This window comes from Paenibacillus rhizophilus, assembly GCF_003854965.1.
GTDB lineage: Bacteria > Bacillota > Bacilli > Paenibacillales > Paenibacillaceae > Paenibacillus_AQ > Paenibacillus_AQ rhizophilus.
The window spans coordinates 90,432-116,838 of record NZ_RQPI01000015.1; the positions used below are offsets into that span (position 1 = coordinate 90,432).

At 55.8% G+C, this 26,407-nt stretch carries 25 protein-coding genes and 1 pseudogene; 16 read left to right on the forward strand and 10 right to left on the reverse strand.

The genetic code is table 11. The features are described from left to right. Positions 1–23: 23 nt before the first annotated feature. A complete protein-coding gene (locus tag EH198_RS20145) occupies positions 24–710 on the reverse strand; it encodes a Crp/Fnr family transcriptional regulator (protein WP_124697320.1) in 687 nt (228 codons plus the stop codon). A 146-nt stretch (positions 711–856) separates the two neighbouring features. Here EH198_RS20145 and hcp point away from each other — a divergent pair, with 146 nt between their 5' ends. Further along, a complete protein-coding gene (hcp, locus tag EH198_RS20150) occupies positions 857–2,512 on the forward strand; it encodes a hydroxylamine reductase (RefSeq protein ID WP_124697321.1) in 1,656 nt (551 codons plus the stop codon). 102 nt (positions 2,513–2,614) lie between these two features. On the opposite strand, the gene EH198_RS20155 is transcribed toward hcp, so the two are convergent. Next, positions 2,615–3,592, reverse strand: a complete 978-nt coding sequence (locus EH198_RS20155; protein WP_124697322.1) for an aldo/keto reductase — start codon at positions 3,590–3,592, stop codon at positions 2,615–2,617. A gap of 86 nt (positions 3,593–3,678) precedes the next feature. Then, the gene (locus EH198_RS20160; RefSeq protein ID WP_124697323.1) at positions 3,679–4,587 is read right to left on the reverse strand and encodes a LysR family transcriptional regulator; all 909 of its coding nucleotides are present in this window, start codon (positions 4,585–4,587) and stop codon (positions 3,679–3,681) included. 97 nt (positions 4,588–4,684) lie between these two features. On the opposite strand from EH198_RS20160, the gene EH198_RS20165 reads away from it, so the two are divergent. Next, positions 4,685–5,611: a DMT family transporter gene (locus EH198_RS20165; RefSeq protein ID WP_124697324.1), complete on the forward strand. Its 927-nt coding sequence runs from the start codon at positions 4,685–4,687 to the stop codon at positions 5,609–5,611. Continuing rightward, positions 5,601–6,206: a flavin reductase family protein gene (locus EH198_RS20170; RefSeq protein WP_124697325.1), complete on the forward strand. Its 606-nt coding sequence runs from the start codon at positions 5,601–5,603 to the stop codon at positions 6,204–6,206. Before EH198_RS20165 ends, EH198_RS20170 begins: the two co-directional genes overlap by 11 nt. A gap of 42 nt (positions 6,207–6,248) precedes the next feature. On the opposite strand, the gene EH198_RS20175 is transcribed toward EH198_RS20170, so the two are convergent. After that, positions 6,249–7,346, reverse strand: a complete 1,098-nt coding sequence (locus EH198_RS20175; RefSeq protein ID WP_124697326.1) for an FUSC family protein — start codon at positions 7,344–7,346, stop codon at positions 6,249–6,251. Between the two features lie 208 nt (positions 7,347–7,554). Beyond that, positions 7,555–8,376, reverse strand: coding sequence for a class I SAM-dependent methyltransferase (locus tag EH198_RS20180; RefSeq protein ID WP_124697327.1), 822 nt, complete (start codon positions 8,374–8,376; stop codon positions 7,555–7,557). Positions 8,377–9,103: 727 nt separating this feature from the next. On the opposite strand from EH198_RS20180, the gene EH198_RS20185 reads away from it, so the two are divergent. After that, on the forward strand, positions 9,104–9,499 hold the full coding sequence (locus EH198_RS20185; protein WP_185702990.1) for a putative immunity protein: 396 nt from the start codon (positions 9,104–9,106) through the stop codon (positions 9,497–9,499). A gap of 25 nt (positions 9,500–9,524) precedes the next feature. On the opposite strand, the gene EH198_RS20190 is transcribed toward EH198_RS20185, so the two are convergent. Together EH198_RS20190 and EH198_RS20195 are read right to left on the reverse strand one after the other, a co-directional pair. Continuing rightward, positions 9,525–10,364, reverse strand: a complete 840-nt coding sequence (locus EH198_RS20190; RefSeq protein WP_124697348.1) for a 1,4-dihydroxy-6-naphtoate synthase — start codon at positions 10,362–10,364, stop codon at positions 9,525–9,527. A gap of 8 nt (positions 10,365–10,372) precedes the next feature. Next, positions 10,373–11,080: a futalosine hydrolase gene (locus EH198_RS20195; RefSeq protein ID WP_124697328.1), complete on the reverse strand. Its 708-nt coding sequence runs from the start codon at positions 11,078–11,080 to the stop codon at positions 10,373–10,375. A 287-nt stretch (positions 11,081–11,367) separates the two neighbouring features. On the opposite strand from EH198_RS20195, the gene EH198_RS20200 reads away from it, so the two are divergent. From EH198_RS20200 to EH198_RS20230, 7 genes are all read left to right on the forward strand, one after another. Then, complete coding sequence (locus EH198_RS20200; RefSeq protein ID WP_124697329.1) at positions 11,368–11,841, forward strand: MarR family winged helix-turn-helix transcriptional regulator; 474 nt, start codon at positions 11,368–11,370, stop codon at positions 11,839–11,841. Positions 11,842–11,928: 87 nt separating this feature from the next. Then, entirely contained in the window at positions 11,929–12,324 is a 396-nt protein-coding gene (locus EH198_RS20205; RefSeq protein ID WP_124697330.1) for a DoxX family protein, read from the forward strand. Between the two features lie 46 nt (positions 12,325–12,370). Continuing rightward, positions 12,371–13,321, forward strand: a complete 951-nt coding sequence (locus tag EH198_RS20210) for a ring-cleaving dioxygenase (protein ID WP_124697331.1) — start codon at positions 12,371–12,373, stop codon at positions 13,319–13,321. Beyond that, the gene (locus EH198_RS20215; protein WP_185702991.1) at positions 13,318–13,926 is read left to right on the forward strand and encodes an alpha/beta hydrolase; all 609 of its coding nucleotides are present in this window, start codon (positions 13,318–13,320) and stop codon (positions 13,924–13,926) included. The genes EH198_RS20210 and EH198_RS20215 overlap by 4 nt, the downstream gene beginning before the upstream one ends. A 262-nt stretch (positions 13,927–14,188) precedes the next feature. Beyond that, entirely contained in the window at positions 14,189–14,776 is a 588-nt protein-coding gene (locus tag EH198_RS20220) for a TetR/AcrR family transcriptional regulator (RefSeq protein ID WP_124697349.1), read from the forward strand. A 275-nt stretch (positions 14,777–15,051) separates the two neighbouring features. Then, a complete protein-coding gene (locus tag EH198_RS20225) occupies positions 15,052–15,957 on the forward strand; it encodes an SDR family oxidoreductase (protein ID WP_124697333.1) in 906 nt (301 codons plus the stop codon). A 63-nt stretch (positions 15,958–16,020) separates the two neighbouring features. After that, positions 16,021–16,764: an SDR family oxidoreductase gene (locus EH198_RS20230; RefSeq protein ID WP_124697334.1), complete on the forward strand. Its 744-nt coding sequence runs from the start codon at positions 16,021–16,023 to the stop codon at positions 16,762–16,764. 165 nt (positions 16,765–16,929) lie between these two features. Here EH198_RS20230 and EH198_RS20235 read toward each other — a convergent pair whose 3' ends face one another. Continuing rightward, positions 16,930–18,675, reverse strand: coding sequence for a dolichyl pyrophosphate Man9GlcNAc2 alpha-1,3-glucosyltransferase (locus tag EH198_RS20235; RefSeq protein WP_124697335.1), 1,746 nt, complete (start codon positions 18,673–18,675; stop codon positions 16,930–16,932). Positions 18,676–18,880: 205 nt separating this feature from the next. On the opposite strand from EH198_RS20235, the gene EH198_RS20240 reads away from it, so the two are divergent. Together EH198_RS20240 and EH198_RS20245 are read left to right on the forward strand one after the other, a co-directional pair. Beyond that, positions 18,881–20,119: a multidrug effflux MFS transporter gene (locus EH198_RS20240; protein WP_124697336.1), complete on the forward strand. Its 1,239-nt coding sequence runs from the start codon at positions 18,881–18,883 to the stop codon at positions 20,117–20,119. Further along, the gene (locus EH198_RS20245) at positions 20,116–21,012 is read left to right on the forward strand and encodes a DMT family transporter (RefSeq protein WP_124697337.1); all 897 of its coding nucleotides are present in this window, start codon (positions 20,116–20,118) and stop codon (positions 21,010–21,012) included. Before EH198_RS20240 ends, EH198_RS20245 begins: the two co-directional genes overlap by 4 nt. Positions 21,013–21,135: 123 nt before the next feature. On the opposite strand, the gene EH198_RS20250 is transcribed toward EH198_RS20245, so the two are convergent. After that, on the reverse strand, positions 21,136–22,218 hold the full coding sequence (locus EH198_RS20250; RefSeq protein WP_246014475.1) for a WG repeat-containing protein: 1,083 nt from the start codon (positions 22,216–22,218) through the stop codon (positions 21,136–21,138). A gap of 166 nt (positions 22,219–22,384) precedes the next feature. Here EH198_RS20250 and EH198_RS25380 point away from each other — a divergent pair, with 166 nt between their 5' ends. The 3 genes from EH198_RS25380 (at position 22,385) to mprF (ending at position 25,821) form a co-directional block, all read left to right on the forward strand. Further along, a complete protein-coding gene (locus EH198_RS25380; RefSeq protein WP_281278025.1) occupies positions 22,385–22,513 on the forward strand; it encodes a hypothetical protein in 129 nt (42 codons plus the stop codon). A 203-nt stretch (positions 22,514–22,716) separates the two neighbouring features. Then, entirely contained in the window at positions 22,717–22,854 is a 138-nt protein-coding gene (locus EH198_RS24810; protein ID WP_185702992.1) for a hypothetical protein, read from the forward strand. Between the two features lie 321 nt (positions 22,855–23,175). After that, the gene (gene mprF / locus EH198_RS20255; protein WP_124697339.1) at positions 23,176–25,821 is read left to right on the forward strand and encodes a bifunctional lysylphosphatidylglycerol flippase/synthetase MprF; all 2,646 of its coding nucleotides are present in this window, start codon (positions 23,176–23,178) and stop codon (positions 25,819–25,821) included. Between the two features lie 173 nt (positions 25,822–25,994). On the opposite strand, the pseudogene EH198_RS20260 reads toward mprF, so the two are convergent. Further along, a pseudogene (locus tag EH198_RS20260) lies at positions 25,995–26,407 on the reverse strand (zinc ribbon domain-containing protein); the annotation flags it as partial.

Consider the following 26,407-nt stretch of genomic DNA (forward strand, 5'->3'; position numbering starts at 1 on the left):
GGCAAACTCCTGGGGCTGCAGCCTTATTCCTCCCGCTCCATCATCCCCTCCAGCTTCTTCCGGTCCAGCAGCGTAACCGTATTTCCTTTGAACGCTATCCAGCCGTTGTCACGCAGCTGGCCCATTTCCCGGGACAGCGAAGGACGGGCGGCATTCAGATGCTCGGACCATTCCTTGCGGCTGAGAGGCAGCCGGATAATATCCGTGCCCTGCCTGTCCGCTTGATGCAGCAAGTAATGCACCACCCGGCGGCGCAGCGAACCGGCCGACAGAATTTCAATTTTGCGGTTGACCATGACGAGCCGCTCGGACAGATTCTCCATGTACCTGGACAGCAGGTCGGTATCTGCGGCGAACAGGCGCAGCAGCTCCTGCTTGCCGATGAACATTACGGTGCTGGGCCCCTTAGAAATAATGGTGGCCGGATATATATTCTCCCTCCGGAACAGCACCGCTTCCCCAAAGGTCTGCCCCTTTCCCAGCCTGGCGATGGTTACGCCGCCTCCGCCGGGATGAATCTTGTGAACCTCGACCACTCCGGAGAGGACAATCCCCAACCGGTCGGCGGTCTCTCCTTCGCTGATAATCATTTCCGACTTGCGGCAGTCCCGGACGGTGTAGCGCATCGTCTCCAGGATGGCGTCAAGCTCCTCTACACTCTTCCCGCGGAAAAACAGACAGGTCTGCAGCACACCGGGTTCCGGCTTCATGGAATTCCTCCGATTTTTGACAATAATTTTAGATAATCGGTAACATCCGTTACCGATTGTTCGACGTCAGTCTACTACAATCAATAGTAACAAGTAAAGACACAGACGGCAGACGGATGAAAATGAATAAAAGGAGCGATTATTCAATGAGCAGTATGTTTTGTTTTCAGTGCCAGGAGGCGGCCAAAGGAACGGGGTGCACGATTCAGGGGGTCTGCGGCAAGACGAGCGATGTCGCCAATCTGCAGGATCTTCTGCTGTACACGGTGAAGGGCATCTCCATTTATGCGGTAAAGGGCCGGGAACTCGGAGTGACCGACATCGCATCGGAGCAGTTTATAATCAAGAGCCTGTTCGCTACCATTACCAACGCCAATTTTGACCGTGACGGATTTATTGCGAGAGTCAGAGAAGGGATTGTCATTCGTGATGGCTGGAAAAAACGGCTGGATGGCTCTCTTGCGTCCGTTCTGCTCGGAGGCCATGACGCCGCGCTCTGGACGCCCGGTACGGATGAAGAGCTGGAAGCCAAAGCGGCGGCTGTCGGCGTGCTTGCAACCGAGCATGAGGACGTCCGCTCCCTGCGCGAGCTGCTCACCTACGGCCTGAAGGGCATGGCCGCTTATTTGGAGCATGCCGCGGTGCTCGGCTACCATGAAGCAGGCTCGCAGGCTTTCCTTGAGCGCGGCCTTGCCGCTACGTTAAACGATGAGCTGACCGCGGACGAACTGGTCGGTCTCGTTATGGAATGCGGCAAGTACGGTGTTGACGTGATGGCGCTGCTGGACCGTGCCAATACGGAGACGTACGGCAGCCCGGAAATTACGAAGGTGAACATCGGCGTCGGCGACCGCCCGGGCATTCTCATCAGCGGCCACGACCTGAAGGACATGGAAGAGCTGCTCAAGCAGACGGAGGGAACAGGCGTCGACGTGTACACGCACAGCGAAATGCTGCCTGCCCACTACTACCCGGCTTTCAAAAAATACAGTCATTTTGTCGGCAACTACGGCAATGCCTGGTGGAAGCAAAATGAGGAATTCGATAGCTTCAACGGTCCAATCCTGATGACAACCAACTGCGTGGTGCCGCCGAAGGACAGCTATAAGGACCGGTTGTACACGACAGGCAACACGGGCTATCCCGGCATCAAGCATATCGGGGACGATAAAGACGGCGCTCCGAAAGACTTCTCCGCCATCATCGAGCAGGCCAAGACCTGCGCGCCTCCGGTCGAAATCGAGAGCGGGGAGATTGTCGGCGGCTTTGCCCATGCGGCGGTGATGGGGGTTGCCGATCAGGTGGTAGATGCCGTGAAGACCGGTGCGATCAAGCGCTTCTTCGTAATGGCCGGCTGCGACGGACGGATGAAGAGCCGGAACTACTATACCGATTTTGCCGAGGCGCTGCCTAGCGATACGGTAATCCTGACGGCTGGCTGTGCCAAGTATAAGTACAACAAGCTCGACCTTGGCGACATCGGCGGCATTCCGCGCGTACTGGACGCGGGGCAATGCAATGATTCCTACTCGCTGGCCGTAATCGCGCTGAAGCTGAAGGAAGTATTCGGCCTGGACGACATCAACGATCTGCCGATTTCCTACAACATTGCCTGGTATGAGCAAAAAGCGGTAATCGTGCTGCTGGCGCTGCTGTACCTGGGCGTCAAAAACATTCACCTCGGCCCGACGCTGCCGGCCTTCCTGTCCCCGAATGTGGCGAAGGTTCTGGTCGAGACGTTCGGCATCGGCGGAATCACGACCGTGAATGAAGACATGGAGCGTTTCCTGTCCGCTGTGTAAGATTAGCCCGCCAATCCATAAATAAGAGGCCTGCCGGAAGCTTCCGGCAGGCCTCTTTGCGGAGGAATCCGAGGAAATAATCTGCCTTTCCACCGCCGCCGTTTACTCCGGCAGACGGTACACCGCAAATGGCTCGCAGTGGATGAAAGAACGGCTTACGGCGTTGAGATTGTCGAGCGTCTCGGCACTCAGATCAAGGGAGACGCCCTTCAGGCTCTCTTCAAGCTGCTCCGCCCGGGTGGCGCCGACGATAACGGTGGACACCGCCGGACGGCTCATGAGCCAGGCCAGGGACAGAGCGACAGGCGATGTTTCAAGCTCCGCCGCGACCGCCGCTGTCTCATGCCCCAGCGCAATCCGTTCACCGGTCAGGAACCGGGCGAAGTTCGGATCGGTGTCCGCTCTGGAGCCTGTGGGGGCTTCCTTCCCCGCGCTGTATTTGCCGGTCAGGATGCCGCCGGCAAGCGGGAAGTACGGGATAATGCCGACGCCCTGGTCCAGGCAGGCCGGAACCAGTTCCCGTTCCGGCGTGCGGTCGGCCAGCGAATAGCTGCACTGGAGCGATACATAGCGCTCATAGCCCATCCGTTCGCTGATGCCGAGCGCCTTCACCAGCTCCCATGCGGCATAATTCGAGGCGCCGATGTAGCGCACCTTGCCGGAGGATACCATGTCATCCAGCGTGCGCAGCGTTTCCTCCAGCGGCGTATGGGGATCGAAGGTGTGAATCTGGTACAGATCCACATAATCCGTCTTCAGACGCCGGAGGCTTTCCTCCAGCTCCCGCATGATATGAAATCTGGACGAACCGCTGCCCCCGGGACCAGGGCTTCTTACCAGCCCTGCCTTAGTGGCCAGTACAGCTTCATGCCTTCTGCCCGTGAGCGCCTCTCCAATGATCCGCTCCGACTCCGTTCCGGCGTAGATATTGGCGGTGTCGATGAAGTTAATCCCGTTGTCCAGGGCCGTATGCAGCACCGCCGTGGAAGCGGCCTGATCCGCCCGCTTGCCGAAAGCGTTAGTGCCCAGCCCCAGCTGCGATACTTGAAGCCCGCTTCCTCCAAGACGTTCATATTTCATGCTTCAATCCTCCTCAAATATTAATATTGCCGCGCTGTGCAGCGCGGCGTAAATGATGATTCGCTCTGAATAGGCCAGCACCGCGATCAATCCGGTCTATGCCCGTCCCGGTTTAAGCCTTCCGTTTCCGTCCCGGCAAACAGCTTCAGCGCCGTGTCGATAAAGAGCCTGACCGCAATGGAACAGCTTTCGGCTGAGTTCACCGCAAGGCGGATGTCCCGGTATGCCGCAGGCTCAAGCTCCCGGATGGCTACGCCGTCCGGCGGGGACAGCAGGGACAGGCGGGACATAACGGCGGAGGCCAGTCCCTCCCGCACCATATTCAGGGCGGTGTGATAGCTGTTGATCACGTATTTCACGTTCAGATTCACTCCCGTTCTCTGGAACAACTCGACGACGGGAGGCTCGTAGCCCGATTTGCAGATCAGCATCGATTCCCTCTCGAAATCCCGTACCTTGACAACAGACTTCTCCGCAAGCGGATGCCCGGCATGAAGAACCGCGTACAGCTTCTCGCGGAACAAAGGAAACGAATCGAATTCGTCGGTGGGCGGTATCAATATACCGACATCGATCACCCCCGTCTCCAGCCATTCCTTCACTTCGGCAATCGTGCCCTCATGGAGACGGAATTCAAGCTGGGGATATTGTCGGTTAATGGCGCCGATAATCTTCGGAATGAAATAGGACGAGGCCGCGGGAAAAGCGCCGATTGAAATGAGGCCCTTTTCGAGCCCTTTTTCCGCCGCAATTTCCTGCTCCACCTTGCCGAACCCCTTGAGAATGTCGCGAAAGGCAACGAGAATCCGCTTGCCTACCTCCGTCAGCGCAATGCCGCGCCGGTCCCGAACCAGCAGCTGCACATCCAGCTCAGCTTCAAGCGTAGAAATCGCCCGGCTGACCGCAGGCTGGGTCATATTCATTTCCTGTCCGGCCCGCGTGAAACTGCCGCTTTCCGCAATTTTGACGAACAGCTCAATCTGCACCTTGTTCATAACAAATCTGGTATGCTCCTTATAAGAATAATTCATTTTATTAATGCATGAAAGTATTGTATCATCAGGAAAGAATTAAAAACAAGGGGAGTACCATATGACACGGCAAAAATCTACTGTTCTATTATTAGTTTTTCTCGTCCTCGTCTGGGGCATTAATTGGCCTTTATCCAAAATCGCGCTGGCTTACGCCCCGCCGCTGCTATTCTCGGGTATCCGTACCATAATCGGAGGTGTGCTGCTGATCCTGATCGCACTGCCCAAAGCCCGGCTGCTCCGGTTTAAGACGCTGTGGCCGGTATATGTGAGCTCCGCCCTGTTAAGCATAGCGCTGTATTACGGCGTACAAACGATTGGGCTGCAGTACGTACCGGCGGGACTGTTCTCAGCGATCGTATTTCTGCAGCCGGTGCTGCTCGGTATTTTCTCCTGGATGTGGCTTGGGGAAGCAATGCACGGGCAAAAAATGGCGGGGCTCGCGCTCGGCTTCCTAGGCGTAGCCTGCTTGAGTGCAGGCGGCCTGACTGGCAGCATTTCGCTGTTAGGTATCCTTCTCGCACTGGCTACCGCCCTGTGCTGGGCACTTGGGACGGTATATATGAAGCGAAACGCGGAGCGGGTGGATATGCTGTGGATGACGGCCATGCAGATCACGCTCGGCGGGTTGATCCTGCTTGCAGCCGGCAGCGCGGCCGAGCCGTGGAAAGCCATCAGTTGGAACGCCGCTTTTGTTGCCGTCACGCTGTTCATTTCTGTCTTTGTGATTGCGCTAGGCTGGCTTGTTTATTTCAAGCTGATCAACGAGGGGGATGCCGGGAAGGTCGGTTCTTATACTTTTCTGGTCCCGCTTGTGTCCATCGGTTCGAGCGTCCTCTTTTTAAATGAGGAGATTACGGTTAATCTGGTGATAGGCCTGATTCTGGTCGTCATCAGCATTGTGCTGGTCAATGTCCGGTTCCGGCGAAGCCCGGCGTCTGTAGTGGCAGAAATCAAAGCCTTGGAGGAGGGAGAATATGATTTTTAAAATGAACGAACAGACGGCCCATGACAATTACAAGCTGCTGATCGGCAGCGTGGTGCCAAGACCCATTGCGTTTGTTACCTCGGTGGGTGCAGAGGGGGTCGTCAACGCGGCTCCATTCAGCTATTTCAACATTGTGAACAATGATCCGCCGATGCTCATGTTCTCCTGCGGACGGCATTCGGACGGCACGCTGAAGGATACGGCGCGCAATATTCTGGCGAATCAGGAGTTTGTCGTCCATATCACGGACGAGGATAACATTGAGGCGATCAATCACACGTCCATCAGTGCGCCCGCGCATATCAGTGAGCTGGAGCTTACGGGACTGACTGCCGTTCCCGGCAGCACGGTGGCGGTGCCGCGGGTGCAGGAATGTCCGGTTGCGATGGAATGCCGCCTTGCGCAGTATGTGGAACTGGGAAAATTTGATGTCATTATCGGTGAGGTGCTAAGCTTCTATGTACGGGATGATCTGATCCAGAACGGCCGGATTGATATCGGCAAGCTGAAGCCGGTCAGCCGCCTGGCCGGATCGTCGTACAGTGCGGTTGGACGGATCTTCGACCTGGAGCGGCCGGTTTACGAGGGGCAATGAATGGCGAAGTATACAGGGTGTGAAAAAGGGACGCTCCCAAGCTTAAAGCTTGTGGGAGAGTCCCTTTTTCACTAAGCGCACGGCGCGGCTTGCATGAGCCCGTGCACGCTGCGGAGCGGCGGAGCAGACGGCGTGGTCGGCTCGCTCCACTTCATCCAGCAGCCGGTTCAGGTGCGAGAAGACGGCGCCGAGATCGCGGATGGCTGTCAATGGGCAGCTCCCCTGAAGTTCGGCGAAGCTGGCGAGCTGAAGCTCACGAGCGCGGCGCAGGGTTTCAGGAAGCGAGCTGTGGCATTCCGTATCCGACAAAGCCTTGGCCCCGAAGATGGCGATGCAGTCGGACGTGGCGGTCAGCGTCTGCTTCATCCAATCGGCGGAGGCGTAATGCGGCGGCAGAAGCCGCAGCTCGGTTGCGATTTCTTTCACATAGCGATGCATGGTTTGTAAATGGGCGATCGACTGCTTCATTACGGACAAATCATTCCGGCAGGGAACATGGGACAGAGTATAGAGCAGCTCGCTTTGCTTCTGCGCGCTCTCCTTAAGCAGCTGTCCGGCCCGCTTCAAAGCTTCGGCCTGGCCTTTCTCATCCCGTCCCGGCGCGAGCCCGCTCAGTCCGTCGGCAAGCAGCAGGGTGCCGGCGAAGGCTGTACCCTTAACGTTGACGAAGCCCTTGGGCGGCACAATAATCATATTGAAGAGCAGCGCGAAGGCCACGCCAATCAGCGTCTCGGTGGCTCTAAACATGACATAATGATCCTGGATAAAGGTCAGCGCCAGTACCGAAGTGACGCCTACCTGTGTAATGGCCTGAAAGTTGATCCGGCAGGCGGTAGCCACGCCGAGGCCGATCAGCAGAATCAGCAGGATGGACAGCGGGCCGACATTGAAAAAGTGGCCGATCATCAGACTGACCGTTCCGCCAAGAACAATGCCGAGCAGCCGGCACAACCCCTTCTCCAGCGAAGCCTTGACACTGCCCTGGGTAATCAGAATGGCAGCCAGCGGCGCGAAATACGAAAACTCGTTGCCATACATGGCGTGAACAGCCATCCAGGAAAGCGAGGCTGCGAGCGTAACCCGTATCATATAAAGCGAAAAACCGTATTTTTCAAGGCGCTCCTGCAGCCCCTCGTTCATGTTTTGTCATCTCTTTTCGAAAAATTTTAGAAAAAATATAAGGTTTTCAGATATTTTCATTATAACACCTTGGAGACAGAGGGGAGCGAGGCAGTTTTTACAACATTACGAACATGAACGCAGCTGGAAATAACGACTTGTGTGCACAGCAAAGCCTCCGGAACACAGATGGCGCGTTTTGGAGGCTTTATGTCTACAACTTAAGTTCTTACTTGATCCCGAGTTTCATGCGGTAGCAGAATAGCGTCTCCAATGTGCGGCCGTTAAAATAACGCTCTACCTCTTCCCGGTAGACAGCAATTTTTTCATCGAGCTCGCCTCCGCCGAGCCTGAGCACGGTCTGGACGCCACCTTGGCTGAGCGTAAGTCCAACGTACCGCTCTGCGTCGCAGCGCTCGATGTTATGGAAGACAATTTCGCGGGCGAAGGCAAATTCCCCGCTTTCCTTAATTCGGCGAAGATGCTCATCCTTGTTCCATTTGACAGCCCGCTCCCCGTCCGGTATCCGGTGCTCGATAATCGCTTCGGACTGTTCGATCAGTTCGTGGTAGCGGGTTTCAATCGACGGTTCGAGCACCGGCGGCCAGTCGCAGTCGTAGGCGGCGAAGATCCCGCCCGGTCTCAGCACCCGCGAAGCTTCCTTCAGCGTGCTTGAAGGCTCCATCCAGTGGAACGACTGAGAGCAGGTCACGATGTCGGCGCTCCCGGGCGGCAGACCAAGCGCATTGGAATAACCCGGGATGAACGAAATGCTGTCCGGACTGCCGAGAGCTTCCCACTTCTCCAGCGCCTTCCCGCGCATATCATCGCCCGGCTCAATACCGATGACGGCATTGGCGGCCGTCCGCCACAAAAAGGTAGACAGTCCGGTGCCGCAGCCGAGATCCACCACAAGGGAGGGCCTGCGCTTTAAATAGCCCGTAAGCAGTTCGGTCACGAGCTTGGGCGCTTCGGGACGGTAACGGTCGTACTCGTTCTGAAAGCCCGTAAAGCGTACAATATTGGATAGGCGGTTTCCTTCGGGAATCATGGGTTCACTCTCCGTTTCCCAAGTATTTTGATGGATATTATACCAGTTTATGCCGGAGTCCGCAGTAAGTGAACCGGTCTTTGCGACTGCAACCCATGCCTTGCGGGGGAGGCTGGCGGGATGTTCAAGAAGTCCGTAAAATCAGAGTATAAGTGAGAACGTTATCTGAAATACCCCGAATAAAAAATGGAGGAGGAACCTTCCCATCAATTTCATAAAAGGAATGGGATATGTGGCGAGCACGGTAACGATTGCGCTCTGGGTTATTTTAATATGGATGAATCCATATTTTGATGGAATGAATCAAGTAAGTTTGTTAATTTCCTTGACGATGTTGGCCATGCCGGCAGTTCTATTTATGATCTGCCTATTTCTATTAAACGGTGCTATTTTGCTAATATCTTTTATCTGGAGCCTTCCTTACAGTTGGTATATGCTGCTAACCCCTGGTATTTTTTTGTTGTTCGGCGTTACAAACCTTATGTATCTGCTCTGCTTCTTATTATTGAAAAAAACAAAATAAAGAAAGTTCGGGAAAAATGAATTGTGATAAATTGAATTTTTTAATTTTAAAAATATTAGTACATTTTCAGATCATTTATAATGTAGATTGGAACATTGCTAAAGCCAATTGGTTGATAATCGCTTAAAGTATATCATTGAATGGCCGTGGTACAGCTCTTTGCGGCACCATGGTTACCGAAGCAGGCATGATGGAGGCTTGAAAATGGAACCGGCAAAATTTGTGGATGCAAGTATAAGTAAGTCGATAGCAGAGCTTCTGGCCAAGCGGGATCAAAGAACCTTGGTGCGCTGGGCTGCTGACTGCGCCGAGCATGCACTCAACTATTTTGAGGAGAAGTACCCTGAGGACAGCCGGCCTAAAAAAGGGATCCAGGCGGGGCGTGCCTGGGTGCGTGGTGAGATCGCGATGAGCGAGGCTCGGGCTGCCGCATTTGCCGCTCATGCCGCTGCTCGGGATACCAATGAAGCTGCCGCTTGCGCCGCCGCCCGTGCCGCCGGTCACGCTGCAGCAACCGCCCATGTTGCCGGTCATTCTTACAGAATTTTGTGCAAAAAATCCCCGGGAGCGCTCCGAACAGGAAGCATTCCCGGGGATTGACTTAGGTTTAAGGCTGCAGCAACAATTAACGCAGCTGCGCGGGATCTGTCGGGGGAACGAGGCCTTCGGCCGCCGCCCTGTCAAGCAGGGAAGAAATGGCTGCATAGCCGCTGCCGCCCAGGTCCATAGTAAAGTCGTTCACGTAGAGATCGATGTGCGATTTGGCCACCTGCGGCGACAGCTCCTGGGCATGCCCGAGAACATATTCCCGCGAAGCCTCCGGGTTGTCCCAGGCATGGCGGAGCGAGCCGCGAATCCAGCCGCTGATGGCTTCCGTGTTAAGATCGCGGCGGGCGATGATCGCCCCGAGCGGAATAGGAAGTCCCGTGTCGCCCTCCCACCAGTTCCCGAGGTCGACCAGCATATGCAGCCCATATGAAGTGTAGGTGAACCGGGCCTCATGGATGACGAGTCCGGCGTCGATCTTCCCGGCCTGCACCGCGGGCATAATTTCGTTGAAAGGCATGACGACGATTTCGCCGACGCCTCCGGGGACATGGTTCGCCGCCCACAACCGGAACAGCAGATAGGCGGTGGAGCGCTCGCTCGGAACGGCGACCCGGCGGCCGGACAGCGCCGCCGGGTTCTTCGCATCCTGCGGCCCCCCCTTGGTCAGCAGGAGCGGTCCACAGCCGCGGCCAAGCGCGCCGCCGCAGGGCAGCAGTGCGTACCGGTCCAGCACCCAGGGTAGGGCGGCGTAGGAGATTTTGAGGATTTCGGGGCCTGTCCCTTCGGCGGCGAGACCATTCGTAACGTCAATGTCGGCGTAGGTGACATTCAGCTTCGGGGCGCCGGGTATAAGGTCATGCGCCCAGGCATGAAAGACAAACGTATCGTTGGGGCAAGGTGAATAAGCAATGTTCAGTTCTGCGGTCATTCCAGCACCTCCGATAGTATGGGCCCGGCGGCGGCGAGCGCTTCCAGCGCCTCGCCGATGCGCCAGGCCGCCCGGTCGCGGGGACCGACCGGGTTCGAGATCGCGCGAATCTCCAGCACCGGGAGATTCCGCGCCACCGCGGCTGCGGCGACCCCGCAGCCTTCCATGGCCTCTGCGGCCGCGCCGGGCACGCGCGCCGCAAGGGCGGCGGCCGTCACCGCGGAGCCGGTCGCCGTCGAAACCGTGAGCACCGGTCCCGTGCTCACGGCAAGCCCCGCCGCCGCAAGCCCGGCGGCGAGCCGCTGTACCCGGCCTGAGTCAGCCGGGTATTCGACGCGGCCGAAGCCGAGCTCGGCCGCGCTGCGGAAGCCCTCCGGCGTCTCGGCCCCGAGGTCGGCGAAGATCAGCTCGCTGGCAACGACCAGCGAGCCGAGCGCCGCCCTGCCGGGGAAGCCGCCGCCGATCCCGGCGCTGACGACGCAGCCGTAGGAGCCGGCTGCAAGCGCCGCGGCGGTGCCGGCCGCTGCCGCCGCCGGGCCCGCGCCCGCGGCAATGACGGTGAAGCCGGCCGCGCCGCCGAGGCCGCGCCGGACGGCTTCCGCCTCGGCGTCCACGGCCGTGACGATCAGGACGCCAAGGGATGCCTGTTTCTGCTCCTTATGAAATTCATCTTCGGCATTGCCGGGGTCCAAGCGGGAAGTCATAGCGCAGCCCTCCTTATATATAAAGATTTTTTTAAGTACGACTTTTTCGCAAGAAGAAACGGCTATGTCTTGCTTAATGGGCTTGTCCGCGGCGTGTACATTCTTATATTGCAAAGAACAGGATACGCCCTTTTGCAGATCAGGTCAATTTCCACAGGGCGAGCGCATAAAATGCCGCAGGTTTATTTTTGCAGAAGTGTTGACAAACTAAAAATAAAGATGTATATTTATCTTAACTTAAAGATAATTAACTTAAAGATACGTTGACAAAGATGGAGGTGATTGAAATGAGCGGACTGCAAAAGGAAGCTGTAACCGGTGCAACATGTGAGAAGGATGAAGCGGCATCGCTGAAGTTATTCGTAGTCCTGTCCAAAGCTTACCGGAGTCTGATGGACCGGGCGGTCAAGGATATGAAGAACTACGGGCTGTCATCCGCCGAGTTTATGGTGCTTGAGGTGCTCTATCACAGAACCCGCATTCCGCTGCAGCAGATCGGAGAGAAGATTCTGGTCACGAGCGGGAGCATCACCTATAACATCGACAAGCTGGAGAAGAAGGGGCTGCTGAAGCGCGTTCCCTGCAGCGAGGACCGGCGCGTGACGTACGCGGAGATTACCGAAGACGGCCGGAAGCTGTTCGACGAAATTTTTCCTAAGCATGTATCCATGCTGCACGGGATGATGGGCGGACTGAGCACGGAGGAGAAGGAGCAGGCGACCGAATGGTTGAAGCTGCTGGGGAAAGGGGCTGGTTCCTAGCATGATTTGCCGGGAAGGCCCGCAATTTTTTTGCCTAATATCTTAAGGTTAAGATTATTAAACATAAGAGAGTGGAGAGGATTAAAAATGATTAGTGTAGGATTATTGTTGATTCGTTTGTTTATCGGTGTTGCTTTTATCGGTCATGGAGCGCAGAAGCTGTTCGGTTGGTTCGGAGGCTACGGCCCGAAGGGAACGGGCGGCTGGATGGAGTCGGTCGGCATTAAGCCGGGCGTGGCAATGGCGGTGTTGGCCGGAATTCTTGAACTTGGAGGCGGATTGCTGTTCGCGGCGGGCCTGTTCACGCCGGTTGGAGCCGTGATGCTGATATTGGCTATGGCCGGAGCGATGAAAGTGCATTTGTCCAATGGTTTCTGGGCCACCGCAAACGGTTATGAATATCCATTGACGTTGCTTATCGTGGCTGCGGGCGTAGCGTTTGCGGGTCCCGGCTCCATTTCGCTGGATCATCTGTTGTTCTAATCTGATTGACCTTCTAATTTCTAATACCGAGAGGAGAATGATTATTATGACACTTCAAACTGCAGGTATTCATCATATTACAGCGTTTGTTCAGGACGCTCAGCGGAACGCGGACTTTTATGCAGGCATTCTTGGATTGCGGCTCGTGAAAAAAACAATCAATTTCGACGCCCCAGAGGTCTATCACCTGTACTTTGGCAACGAAAGCGGCACGCCGGGAACGATCATCACATTCTTTCCTTCGCCTATAGGGCGGAAAGGTAGAATTGGCAGCGGCCAAGTCGGCGTGACGACCTATGCCGTGCCTGCCGGTTCGCTCGGATTCTGGGAAGAACGGCTGAACACCTACGGCATCTCCTATACCACCGTTCATCGCATCGGGGAGACCTATCTTTCCCTGGCTGATTACGACGGCCTGCGGGTCGAACTGGTGGAGCGTGAAGAAGGGCCTTTAAGCGCTTGGTCTTTCGGAGGAATTCCGGTAGAGCATGCCATTAAGGGATTCGGCGGAGCGGTGCTGTACAGCGCAAATCCGGCGAGCACGGAAAATACGCTGATCCATACGCTCGGATTTGACAGAATAGCTGAAGGAGACGGTTATGTACGCCTTAGAGCGGAGGGCCCGTACGGCAACATTATCGATATCAAGACCGACCCGCTGCCTCTTGGCGCAGGGGGAAGCGGTACGGTGCATCATATCGCCTGGCGCGCCAAGGACGACGCGGAGCAGCTGGAATGGAAAGACTTTGTCCAAAGCCAGGGCTTCTATCCGACGCCGGTGCAGGACCGGAATTATTTCAACGCAATTTACTTCCGTGAAGAGGGCGGCATTCTGTTCGAGATTGCGACTGATCCTCCAGGCTTTGCGAACGACGAGGATGCGGAACATCTGGGCGAAAAGCTGATGCTCCCGGCATGGTATGAGCCGCACCGGGCGGAGATTGAGCGCAATCTGGCTCCATTTCAGGTACGGGAAATTGAGGTGAAATCGAAATGAATCATATCTTCCGGCAAGGTTCCGACCCGAACAAGCCGACGCTGGTACTGTTTCACGGGACGGGCGGCGACGAGCATGATCTGCTGCCGCTCGCCGAAATGCTCTCACCGGGCTCTTCCCTGCTCGGAATACGTGGCAACGTGCTGGAGAACGGGATGCCCCGTTTCTTCCGCCGCCTGTCGGAGGGCGTGTTCGACGAAGCCGATCTGATTGCCCGTACGCATGAAGTGAAAGCCTTTCTGGATGAGGCGGCGGCAGAATACGGCTTCGATCCCGCCCGCCTTGTAGCCGTCGGCTATTCCAACGGCGCCAATATCGCGGGAAGTCTGCTGCTGCATTATGGGAACGTCTTTTCTTCAGCGGCGCTGCTGCATCCGATGGTTCCGCTGCGAGGGCTAACCCCGCCGTCCTTAAAAGGCGTTTCCGTCTTCATCGGTGCAGGGGTTAACGATCCGCTCATTTCGAAAGCGGAGACCGAGGAGCTTGAGGAACTGCTGTCCGGCGCGGGCGCGGATGTGACCGTGAAATGGAGCAACCAGGGACACCGGCTGAGCGCCGCCGAAGCGGAAGCGGCGAAGGATTGGCTGGACCGCCAAAGCTTTTAAGGATGCGCCGGGCAATTGCTCTAGACAACTCCGGGACGTATCCGGCGCCGCTCCGTCCCGTTAATAATATAGAGGAACGCAGGATCATGGGCTAAAATGCCGGGCCTGCGTTCTTTTGTGATATTAATGACAAAATAATGATATTGATATTTGTTTTATTTATTCCTTATGTTATGATGTTGCAATAGAAGGGGGAGTACAATGAGCGGTCGAACAATGAGTGAACAAAGAATACGAGGAACGATTGCTCTTTTTAAACACTATGACAAATGATTTGCCATTGACGAAAGACATGATTTTGGATGCCGCTGAGCAGGTGCTGCGTCGGTATGGACCGGATAAAACCTCCGTTACGGATATAGCCAAATTTCTCCAAGTCAGTCACGGGACGCTGTATCGGCATTTCGCGAGCAAAGCCGCTCTGCGGGAGAGCGTTACGGAGAGATGGCTGGACAAGAGCATTGCCGAGCCTTTGGAGGAGGTTGCCAACACATCCGAAGGGAGCGCTGAGGAGCAATTGCGATTGTGGCTGGAGACGCTCATAAAGAAAAAGCGGATGTATGCGGTAGATGATGCCGAAATGTTTGTCATGTATGGAGATGTTACGCTGGCATCAGGCGACATGATCACGATGCATATCAATCGTCTGATGAAGCAGATTGCATTAATCATCGAACGCGGCATGCGGATGGGCGAGTTCAAGCCGGGCTCGGCTGATGCCATTGCAAGGGCTGTGTTTCTGGCAACATTGATATTCCATCATCCTTCCCATGCCCATGAGTGGGCATCGGAGAGAATCGACGAAGACTTTAATACGGTATGGCAATTGCTTCTTTCCGGGATTAAGTAGAATGCGCCTTTTAGAAACAGGTCAGGTTTCCTGATGTTTGTTTCTAAGAGGCGTATTTTTTTCGTCAGTGAGGACGCGCAAAAGGCATTCGGCAGCGGATGACGAGCTTCGGACGTCGTTCAAATAAATAAATGACAAAAAAACGATTTTGTTAGTTGACATTTGTTTTGTGTCATTCTATAATCAAGTCATCAAGAACAATAAGAAGACGCAAACGAGATTTTGGACGATAAGGCACAGCCCAAGCCACCCCCCAAAAAAAGGAGATGTTAAACATGAATCAAAGCAAAAAGAGCATTGTGCTCGTAACGGGCGCAGGTACCGGAATCGGAAATTTATCTGCTCGTACGCTCGCCGCTGCCGGACATACTGTATACGCCAGCATGCGCGACGTAGAGGGGCGCAATGCGTCGAAAGCGAAAGCCCTTCAGGAATACGCCGCAGTGAACGGCTACAAGATTAAGGCCGTGGAGCTGGACGTGCTTTCGCAGGAATCCGCGGATCGCGCGGTGCAGACGATCATTAAGGAGCAGGGACAACTGGACGTTGTGATGCACAATGCCGGCCACTTGGTCGTCGGGGTTGTCGAAGCGTTCTCGCCGGAAGAAATGGTCAAGGTGTTCGATACGAATGTCCTGGGTACGCAGAGGGTTAACCGGGCGGCGCTGCCGTACATGAGGGCGCAGCAATCCGGCCTGCTGCTCTGGATCAGCAGCACGACCGTACGCGGCGGCTTCCCGCCGTTCCTTGGACCTTATGTAGCCGCCAAAGCCGCTATGGACTCCCTGGCCCAGACCATGGCTTACGAAGTTGCTAAGTTCGGCATCGAAACGTCATTTGTCGTACCCGGCGCTTTTACGCAAGGGACGTCCCATTTTCCAAGCGCGGGCCATCCTCAGGACGAGAAGACCTCGGCAGCGTATGACCGCATTAACTACCTGCTTGACGAGGTAGGGGACCGCTTGAGCGCCTTGACTCCCCCTGAAGCGGACCCGCAAGCGGTCGCGGACGAAGTGGCCCGAATCGTCGGCCTGCCGGCTGGAAGCCGTCCGGCACGTTCGGTCATCGATTTTGTGAATGACGGCGCGGCCGAAGTGACGGAGCTGTCGGAGAAGCTGCGCATTGAATTCTTGCATCGCATTGGTTTGGAGGAGCTGTTGAAACCGGCGGTTTTGCAGTAATCAATTGCTTTTTAAATGAAGTGAGAAATCAATAAACAAAACAAAAAAAGGATGGGATATACAATGGAAAAGAATCTTGCAGGCAAAGTCGCTTTGGTAACGGGTGCATCAAGAGGAATGGGGCAAAAAATCGCGGAGGAGCTGGCTTCGCACGGCGCGAAGGTTGTTGTCAATTACGCGAGCAGCCCGGCAAAAGCGGAGGATGTGGTAGCCGGCATCAAGCGTAATGGCGGAGAAGCGGTGGCGATTCAAGCCGATATCAGCAAGGTTGCCGAGGTCGAGAGCTTGTTCAAGAAGACGCTGGACGTCTACGGGCAGGTGGACATCCTCGTTAACAACGCGGGCATCATGATTACCAAACCTCTCTTGAGTACTACGGAGGAAGACTTCGACAAGCAGTTTGCGATTAATGTTAAAGGGACGTTCTTTGCTATCCAGCAGGCGGCGCTGCACATGAAGGAGAATGGACGCATTATTAACTTCTCTACATCGGTGACGGGCCAGATGTTCCCGGCTTACAGTTCCTATGCCGGAACGAAGGGAGCCGTGGAGCAGTTCACCCGTCAGCTCGCTAAAGAGCTCGGACCGAAAGGGATTACCATTAATGCGGTTGCGCCCGGTCCGGTGAACACGGAGCTCTTTACTGTAGGAAAGACGGAGGAGCAGATCAAAGCGGTGGGCAGTACTAATTCGTTCGGGCGCTTGGCCGAGCCGGAAGACATTTCGAGTGTAGTCCTGTTTCTGGCCAGTCCGGAATCCCAGTGGGTGACGGGGCAGACCGTTCGTGTTAATGGCGGATTTATTTAAACAGTAACAAGTTAAGGCCGCCCAGCGGGATGGATGAGAGGAATTATTCCGGGGTCTTATATTCAGCATGGAATGGGAAGAAAAAAGCAGCGGCAGCTCCCGGACGTGAAACAATGTCCTGGGGGCGCCGCTGCGTTCCGTTAGTGGGATCTGCTGCAAGTAAGGTTACAACCGCTCCGGTAGGAGAGCCGCCTCGAGATTTGGGACATCATTGTGCTGCCGCGACCGGTCTAGCATCACCTTAACGAGCATAATGCATAGGGCAATGTTAAGCAGCGCCGAGAAGAACAGCAGGAAGCCGACATGGCCGTCGCGGCTCGTGTAGCCGAAGTAGACGGCATACGTATTGAGGAAGATTGTGGCGCTGTAGCCGAAGGCCATCCACAGGAGACGCTTGTCTTTGAAATAAGCGTAGGCAAGCAGCGCCAGCGCCGCCGCCGGGAATAAATAGCGCTCATGCATGCTTGACGAGAAGGTGAATACGCCCGATATCAGCAGCAGGGCAGACAGCGAGGCGAACGCCGCGCTGCGGCTGCGCAAGTAGCACCAGCCCGACAGGAGCGTGGCGGCAACGATAAAGATTAAGCCCCAAACATGGTAGCTGAAGAGCAGGAACGTGGATGAAGAGTCCTCGTAATTGGCTCCCAGCAGCCCGAACAGATTAAAGGCGTTCACCGAAGCGTAAGGGTACTCATTCACCGTGCCGCTGTACAGCTGATAGAGCCACAGCGGACTCTTGCCTGAAGAGAAGGGCAGCGCGGCAATAATGGTTGTCACGGCGGCAATCGCCGCCGCTTTCAGCCAAGGCCACGGCTTGCCCGTCCGGAGAAGCGCGAACAGCAGCACCGGCGTATAGATGATGCCCTGCGGCTTCATCAGAATCGAGAGGGTCAGGAAAAAGGCCGCCCAGCCGAGCTTCTGCCGGGTCATCGCCAACACGGACGCGATTACGATCATCGTGAAGAAGGAATCGACCTGCCCCCAGAACGTGGCGTTGATGAGCACTGCCGGGTTGAACATGTAAAACCCGGCAATCAAGAAGGCCGTCTCGAATCGGAGATAGCGGCTTGCCGCCTTATACAGCAGACCGGCGGTAACCGCATCCGCGATAATGGAAGGAAGCTTGATCAGCGTCAGGAAATAGGGCGCGATCTGCGGCAGCGTCACGATTTTGCCGGTGGCGTACAGGATGTACATATACAGCGGCGGATAATCGCTGGAGCTGGTGTCGTAAAAAGTGCCGAGGCTTTTTGCCGCGGCCTGCGCCCAGGTTGTAAAAAAGTGGATGTCGCCCCGATACCCGGAAATCCAGGGGGCGGCGGCAAGCTTCAGGCACAGGCCCGCGGCAAGCAGCAGGCCGACGACGAGCCTTCTGCGGCTCTCGTTAATGCGCAGCTTGCCGGCCTTCGCATAATAGAAGGCCGCCGCCAGCAGCCCGGCGAACATCGCAGCGTATACGGCCAGCGCCGTTCCGTACTGGCCGTCGCTTCCGAATCCGCCTCCGCTGAAACGGCCCCCGCCGTTCATTCCGGCAGGACGCGCGAATCCGGAGCCGGCAGCCGCTCCTTGGCCGGAGCCGGGGGCGCTTCCTTCGGCGGCGCTCTGTGCCTCGCCCGCCGTATCGCTCCGGCGGCCGTTCCCGGAGCCGGAGGCCGCACTGGCCCCGCTGCTTCCGTCCGTGGCGCTCTGCTGCCCCGCGGCCTGCGATCCGTTCCGGCTCCCCGGGAACGCGCCTCTCTCGCCGCTGCGGAATGAGGCTCCTTCGCCGCCGCGCCACTGCATGCCAAAGCCGGTATCGGCGGAGGCTCCGCTGCCGCTCACTTTTGCCAGAGAATATATGCAAACGCCCAGAGATATCAGCAGCGCCAGGGTCAGGCCGGCGATCCATTTATGATTTTTGAGCAAATTCATTGCTTCTCTCCTCTCATTCGAATGCTGGACTCATTATAAAAGCAGGACCTTAAGATATGCTGAATGGCCGGGGATCATCTCGGCGGATGCGAAGCGGCCCAGGCTTTAGGCATGATACTTGGCATTGAACTTTTGGGCCCCCTTCGTTTAGTATGAAGAGACACAAAAAAACAGCAGCATGTGGTTGCAACGGAAAGGTAGAAAAATGGATATAACCTCTAAAGCAAGCAGGCTTGAACTGGCCGACATCCGGTCTTCACGGAAGCTGAGACTTCAGCTGGCCGTTATTCTGGGCGCTGTCGCCACCATCGGCCCGCTGTCGATTGACATGTATCTGCCCGCACTTCCCGGGCTGGGAAGATCGTTCAACACTTCGCCCGCGCTCGTTCAGCTCAGCCTGAGCTGCTTCCTGATCGGACTGGCGCTCGGGCAGCTGTTCGCGGGGCCGCTGAGCGATGTGTACGGACGCCGCCCCCCGCTGATGATCGGCATGTCCGTATACGCTCTGTCCTCGCTGCTCTGCGCATTCAGCCCATCCATCGGCTTTTTGGTGGTGATGCGCCTGATCCAGGGTCTGTCCGGCTCGGTGGGAGTCGTCATTTCGCGCGCCGCCGTCCGTGATCTCTATTCGGGTTCCGAGCTGACCCGTTTTTTTGCCCTATTAATGATCGTCAACGGCCTCGGGCCGATCGCGGCGCCGGTGATCGGCGGCCAACTGCTGCGGTTTACGACTTGGCAGGGCGTTTTTTTCGTGCTGTTCGCAGCGGGCGTCATTTTTTGCCTGACCATCTGGCTGCGTCTGCCGGAGACCCTGCCGCCGGAGCGCCGTTCCAAGGGAGGACTTAAGGAAACGCTGACGACCTTTGGGAAGCTTCTGCGCAATCCTGGGTTTATGGGTTATGTCCTGTCGCAAAGCTTTGTCTTCGGGGCGATGTTCGCCTATATTTCGGGATCATCTTTCGTACTGCAAAATATTTTCGGCGTATCTCCGCAAATGTACAGTCTGATCTTTGCCGTCAACGGCCTCGGCATCGTCATTGCCGGGCAAGTCGCCGGACGTTTATCGGGCCAGCTGGGGGAGAGAGGCGTGCTTGTATGGGGGCTCCTTCAGAGCTCATTGGGCGGCTTGCTCCTGCTGTATTCGATATTGACCGAAGGCGGGCTTGCGCTGCTGCTGATTGCGCTGTTCGCTGTCGTATCCAGCGTGGGACTCGTGGGGACGACCACCTTTTCGCTGGCGATGCAGGATCAGGGAGAGAATGCGGGGAGCGCCTCCGCGATGCTTGGACTGCTTCCGCTGCTGATGGGCGGGCTGGTGTCCCCGCTTGTCGGCTTGGGAGGCGGAGAAACGGCGCTGCCGATGGGAATGGTGATCGCGGGCGCAGGCATCTGCTCCGTTCTATCGTACAGCCTGCTGGTGAGAAGAAAGGGGCGCTTGGAGTGAACAGAAAAGATTTATCCGCGCTGGTGCTTCTGGCCCTCGTCTGGGGAGCCTCTTTTCTGTTTATGCGCATCGCCTCGCCGATCTTCGGCCCGGTCGTTACGACCGAGCTTAGAGTCGCCGTCGCGGCCGGCGCCCTGCTGCTGTACGCCGCACTTACGCGCAGCACAATCGGGCTCCGCAGACACTGGAAGCCGTTTCTCCTGCTGGGCGGGCTGAACGCCGCGCTGCCGTTCTCGCTCATCTGCGCGGCGGAGCTGCATCTGAGCGCTTCCCTGGCCGCCATTCTGAATGCGACCACGCCGATCTTTGCAGTCCTGGCGGCTTGGGGCACCGGTGGGGAGAGGCCTGGCTTGACCCGGGCGGCGGGACTTATTCTGGGGCTGGGCGGCGTCGGAATTCTGGTCGGCTGGAGTCCGGAGCCGCTGGACAAGACGATGCTGTACTCCGTATTATTCTCGCTTGGGGCCGCCCTAGCTTATGGATTCGGGGGATTGTACGCCGCCCGGGTCGGCAAGGGAGTGCCGCCGCTGACGCTCGCCATCGGCCAGCAACTCGGCGCGGCAGTCTTGCTGCTGCCGCTCGCCGCGGTATTTCCGCCGCCGGAGCGGCCCACTATGGCGGCGGTGCTGTCGGTGCTCGGCCTTTCGCTGATATGCACCGCCTTTGCCTACCTGCTTTATTTTCGGCTGATCGCCAGCGTGGGCGCGGTCAAAACAGTGAGCGTAACCTTTCTCGTCCCGGTGTTCGGGTTGCTGTGGGGAGTGATTTTTCTGCATGAATCGGTCTATCTGAATACGGTGGCCGGTTTGGCAATCATTCTTCTGAGCATCACGCTGATTAGTGGACGGGCAAGGAGAGCCGGGAACAAAAGGGGATCTAAGCTTGAAATTTAGTGAAATACACAAGCAAGATTGCGGGGTTATAGAGAGCTGAAGTTCATGAAACGCGTTTAGCCGCGGCATTATGCCGCGGCTATTTTTATAAATCAGCTAATTCTGTTTAACCGGGTAAAGATTCTACTTTCGATTTGAACTCTTGGTTAGGATAAAACCTTTGCCCAAAGTCTTAAAGGCGACCGCGGCTCCGTTATGGAAAGAAGATGATTCCACCCGATATTCAAGAGCGGTAAGCAATTGACCTTGCCGATCCATATAGCCGAATTTGCCGTCCGAACCAGAGCTCGATTCAATTCCGACCAAAGCGACGCCTTCTTTGAAATTAAATGCTCTATTGTATTGCTGATAAGCAATAATCAATTTGCCATTTTTATCGATAAAACCGGCCTTTCCACTCGAATTATACGCTATGGCTAATCCCTCACTGAAATTACCGGCACCTTTATATTTAAAAGGAATAACAGTCTTCCCGCTCGTATTGATATATCCCCATTTCCCCTTGGAGTTTTTCACAGCCGCCAGCCCTTCAGAGAAGTCGCCCCCGTCCCGGTATTGAAAAGGAATGACCGTTTTACCCGCTGCATCAATATACCCATACTTGCCTTTACTGTTTTGAACAACGGCTAATCCTTCGGAAAATCCGCGTTCATGAGTGTACAGATAAGGAATGGTCAACTCACCGGATGTATTGACAAAGCCCATTTTGCCGCCTTCCGGCGCGTAGGCCACGGCCAAGCCGTCGGTGAAATAAAAATCGGAGGCGTATTTATTTAGGAACACATGCACTATTTTCCCCGACCGGTCGATTATAAGCTGTTTATCCGAATCGGGAATGGACACATGAGCCACGCCCTCCGAAAAATATCCTCCTTCCGTATACGTGCAAGGAATCGCCAGTACGCCTTTGGTGTTAATGTATCCGATCCGCTTGGTTGTCTTATTTATCACCAGTGCCCGCTGCTCGAAGAAATCGCTCAATGGTTTGATGCCATCAGGTAAAGTAAAAGCTTCTTGCCCTCTTGTGTTGTAGTAGGTGAGAGTGCCATCCGATTGTTCGGCGAACAGCAAGCCATCATGGAATTGCCCGTCACTAGCGGGCCGCACTGGGCTATAATCGATTGGCGTTTTGGATAACTCGATCCGCTTAACAGATGAAGCCGCCAACCCTGGACTCGAAATGAGAATTGCAGTACATAGAACCATTAATCCCAAAGCCCGCGTTCTCGTCATACTCACCACTCCTTGTTATGGAAAATGAATCCAGTAATAATGACGAGTGAACGGTAAATAAAGTTTCGCGCAGTCTGGCATAAATGTTTATCCGGGGCGCTTACTTTCAGGAAACATTGTATCCGGCGCCACCAGCACATTGTACACATCCGCGACCAGTTCCGGCGGAACTTCCAGCGATGCGGCCGCCGCGGGTCCGGTGCTTGATGCCGCCGCGGCCAGTATGGCAACGACGGACAGCGAAGGACGGTTCGACGTCCGGATATAATTCGTTTCGCTAAGCCCTTCATCCCCCTAAACAGGCGGGAAGCGAGAGGCTTTTATTTTTGTGTCCAAAGCCTTAATGCCGTTTGAAGAGATTGTGAGAGGGCGAGGATTTCTGTTTCAGTGAAGGCGGCATGTGATACACTTGAACAAGTCTGATTTACCATATAATTACTGAAATTTATATCGAGGCGGGTGGGGAAGTCTATGAAAAAAACGGCGGTATTATTGTATCCGCAATTTAGCGAGTATGAACTGACTGTCGCATTCAAAATCGGCAGAAGACGGGCGTTTTTGAACGGGAGAATTATTCTGAGGAATCTGTGGTCCGGGACGGAAATCTGATCACCGCAAGCGGAAGAGAATTTATACAATTCGGCACTGTGCTCGGACAGGCGCTGAACCTTTCTTATGACGGGCAATGGTACAAGGGGCGGGCCTTATAACAAGGATTGAACGGTACAAAAAAGGGCCGGGGCGGTGTTTTGACAGGAATTCTTCACTGTTAGTTGCATAAGGGGCTTGTTCGGAGTAGGATTTTTAAAGGATTCAGGGATGTGGAAGCGGCTGTCGTCTAACGATATAGCACTCACTCATCACAAACCGCGTATTCCGGCCCGGACAGGACGAAGGACGCTATTTATGCAACTGAAGGCAGGTAGAGATATGCATGCACATAAACCAAGACTTGAACAATTAAAGCTGGTAAGGCTGCTGGTGTCGATTTATCGCATCAAGGCGGTTCGGGCGCTGTTCCCGCTGATTATTATCGTGCTTGTATACTTAGAGGGACAGCATGAACTGAAGGGAGTCAGGCTTGCCCAAACGCTGCATGAACTAAGACACGTTCCGGTGCAGGATATTCTGCGGATGATGGCGACGGCGCTGGCGGCGGTTGCGGCCATGAGCGCCTACGATTTTTTGATCCGCGCCCACTTCCGGATGAAGATCGGGGCATGGAGCACCTTCCGGTATTCGTGGATCGCCAATACATTTAACAATTTAATCGGATTTGCCGGTCTGGCTGGAGTCGGCCTGCGTACGCTGCTCTACAAAAAAAGCGGAGTGCCCACAGCGGTCTTGACCCCCGCAATTGTCTTTCTGTCGCCGCTGATGATTACGGGCCTGTCGCTGCTGTCCTGGGCCAACCTCTTCGGCATCCTGCCGGAAGAGGAACTGCTGCGCGAGCATCATTGGCTTGTGTTCGCCGTTTGGGGCATGGCGCTTTATCTGCCCTTTTTTATCATCATCCAGCGCTCTTCTTTCTTCGCCAAATGGATCAACCGGGGTGAAGGGAGAACGCCGTGGATAACGGTATACGCCTCGGTGGGCTCCTCGTTGCTGGAATGGCTCAGCGCGGGAATTACCTTTTCGGTGATCGCGGGATACATTTTGGGCGGCGTTCATTTTCAGCCGGTGATGAGTCTGTACGCCATTGCGGCGATTGCGGGCATACTCAGCATGGCCCCCGGAGGCATCGGCGCATTTGATCTGATCGCGCTGCTTGGAATGCAGCAGATGGGATATGCAAGCGAACGGGCGATGGCGGTACTCGTCATTTTCCGTCTGTTCTATTATGTCGTTCCATGGTTGATCGGACTTGTGCTGGCGGCGCTCGAAATTGGACAACAGGGCATACGACTGCTGCGCGGTTCGGCCATGGAGACGTCCCTTAACACTTGGCAAAAGATTTGGGGGTGGCCCGGACAGTACACCTTTCTGAGCGATCTTGGCGGATGGGCGCTTGGCAAGCTCGTGCTTGTGGCCGGCTTGATTCTGCTGCTGTCGGCGGCCACTCCCGAGCTGCTGTACCGGCTGCGTTTCACGGAGAATCTTCTGTCGCTTCCGATCATGCGGCTCTCGCATCATTTATCGGTGGTAATCGGCTTTATGCTGGTGCTGCTGTCCAGGGGCATTTCGCTGCACATCCGCAGAGCCTATATCTGGTCGGGCGTTCTGCTGGGCCTTGGAGCGGTGTTTGCCTTTACCAAAGGCTTTGATTACGAAGAGGCGATCTTTCTGCTGCTAGTCGCCTTTCTTCTGTGGATTTCAAGGGCGCGTTTCTACCGGATCAGCGCGCCGATTTCGCGGCAAAGCCTGCTGGGGTGGCTGCTGCTGACTTCCTTCATCGCCTTGAGCTATGATCTGCTGGCAAGCTACTCGCACCGCGGCTTCTTCAAAGCCCTGCGGCCCGGAGTGCAGCCCGAATGGCTGCAGCAGCACGGCCATTTCGCCTATACGGCTGTGGGCGGATTGGCGGCGGCCTGGCTGCTGCTCTCCATGGTTGTGGCGCTTCGGCCCAACCGGCGGGCGGAGGCGCTGACCGCGCCGCCGGACATGGACCGGCTGCGGCAGTATCTGGAGACGGAACCCGGCAATGCCCTGACCCATGTGCTCTTCACGGGCGACAAGAGCTTCTACTGGGCGCAGGATGGGAAGGTCATGTTTCCTTTTGCCAGAGTGCGGGACAAGCTTGTCGTGCTCGGCGACCCGCTCGGCCCTCGAAATCTTGTGAACGACGCGATCAGCGAGTTCCGGACGGAGGCTGACAGGTACGGTCTGACCGTGGTCTTCTACCAGGCGACGCCCGCCTATCTGCCGATCTATCATGAGCAGGGCTACCGCTTCTTTAAACTTGGCGAAGAGGCGCTGGTGCCGCTGGACCGGTTCACCCTCGCCGGCAGAAGAAACAGCGATTTGAGGAGTGTAGCCCACCGCTTTGAACGCGAAGGCTGCACGTTCGAATTGGCAAAGCCTCCGCACAGGGCGGAGCTGCTGCAAGAGCTTCGGCAGATTTCGGAGGAATGGCTGAGAGGCCGGGCGGAAAAAGGCTATTCGCTCGGATGGTTTGACGAATCGTATCTGCAGCTTGCGCCGCTTGCCCTGCTGCGGGATGCCGAAGGCGCCGTTATCGCCTTCGCCTCGCTTGCCCCGGGCTACGACGGCGGAGCTGCCGTTTCCATCGACCTGATGCGCCATCGCCTGAAAAGTCCGAACGGAACGATGGACTTCCTGTTTATCTCTCTGCTGGAATGGGCCAAGGCCGAGGGGTACGCAAGGTTCAATCTCGGCAACGCGCCTCTGTCCAGCGTAGGCCGGAACGAGGGCTCGCTCCGTGAAGAGAAAATCGCCCATCTGGTCTTCAAGCGCGGAGGGCATTGGTACGGATTCTTGGGCCTCCGCCGCTACAAGGAGAAATTTTCGCCGGAATGGGAGCCCCGCTATCTGGCTTATCCCGTCTCCCTGTCCCTGCCCGTGCTGACGCTGGATCTGGTGAGGCTCGTCTCCCGCCATCCGAAAGCGCGGAAATAGCAGCAGGCTGTCCCCGAAGCCGCCTAAGAGAGCGGATTAGGGACAGCCTTTTTGTTTCATGGAATGTGCAGGGATTTGCAATTTTGTCTTCATGTGAACTCTCCCCCACTTAGCTTACGCATGAAGTGGGGGCTTCTGTTGGCATCGATACAGGGTTGCACACGCTGCGAGCTTCATGATTGAAGGCTCAATGCCTGTTGCACCCGAATGAGGGAAGCCAACGTCCAATACGTTCGTTTTGCCAATGAAGGGTCTTTTGCCTCCAAGGACAACCACATCTTTTCAGATATGGCTTTGTGTATGCTGCGTAACACGTACCGTGCGCCGATGTTATACGAAGCACCCAGGTCCGCGTGATACGTTTTACCTGTTGCGAATACAGCAACATCACGCTTCTTGTTGCGTTGTACAAATCCACTGCCATCAAAAGCAAGCGCGCTTGTATTCGCAGGGTTGACCATGGAAACCCGCATTCCCAAGAAATGCGCCATTTCGGTCACTTTTGTTTGGATACGCCGTTTGGCCCAAAACTGGAGTTTGGCACGAAGTCGCTTGGCTCCCCACGTTCCTTTAGGCAAACGCATCT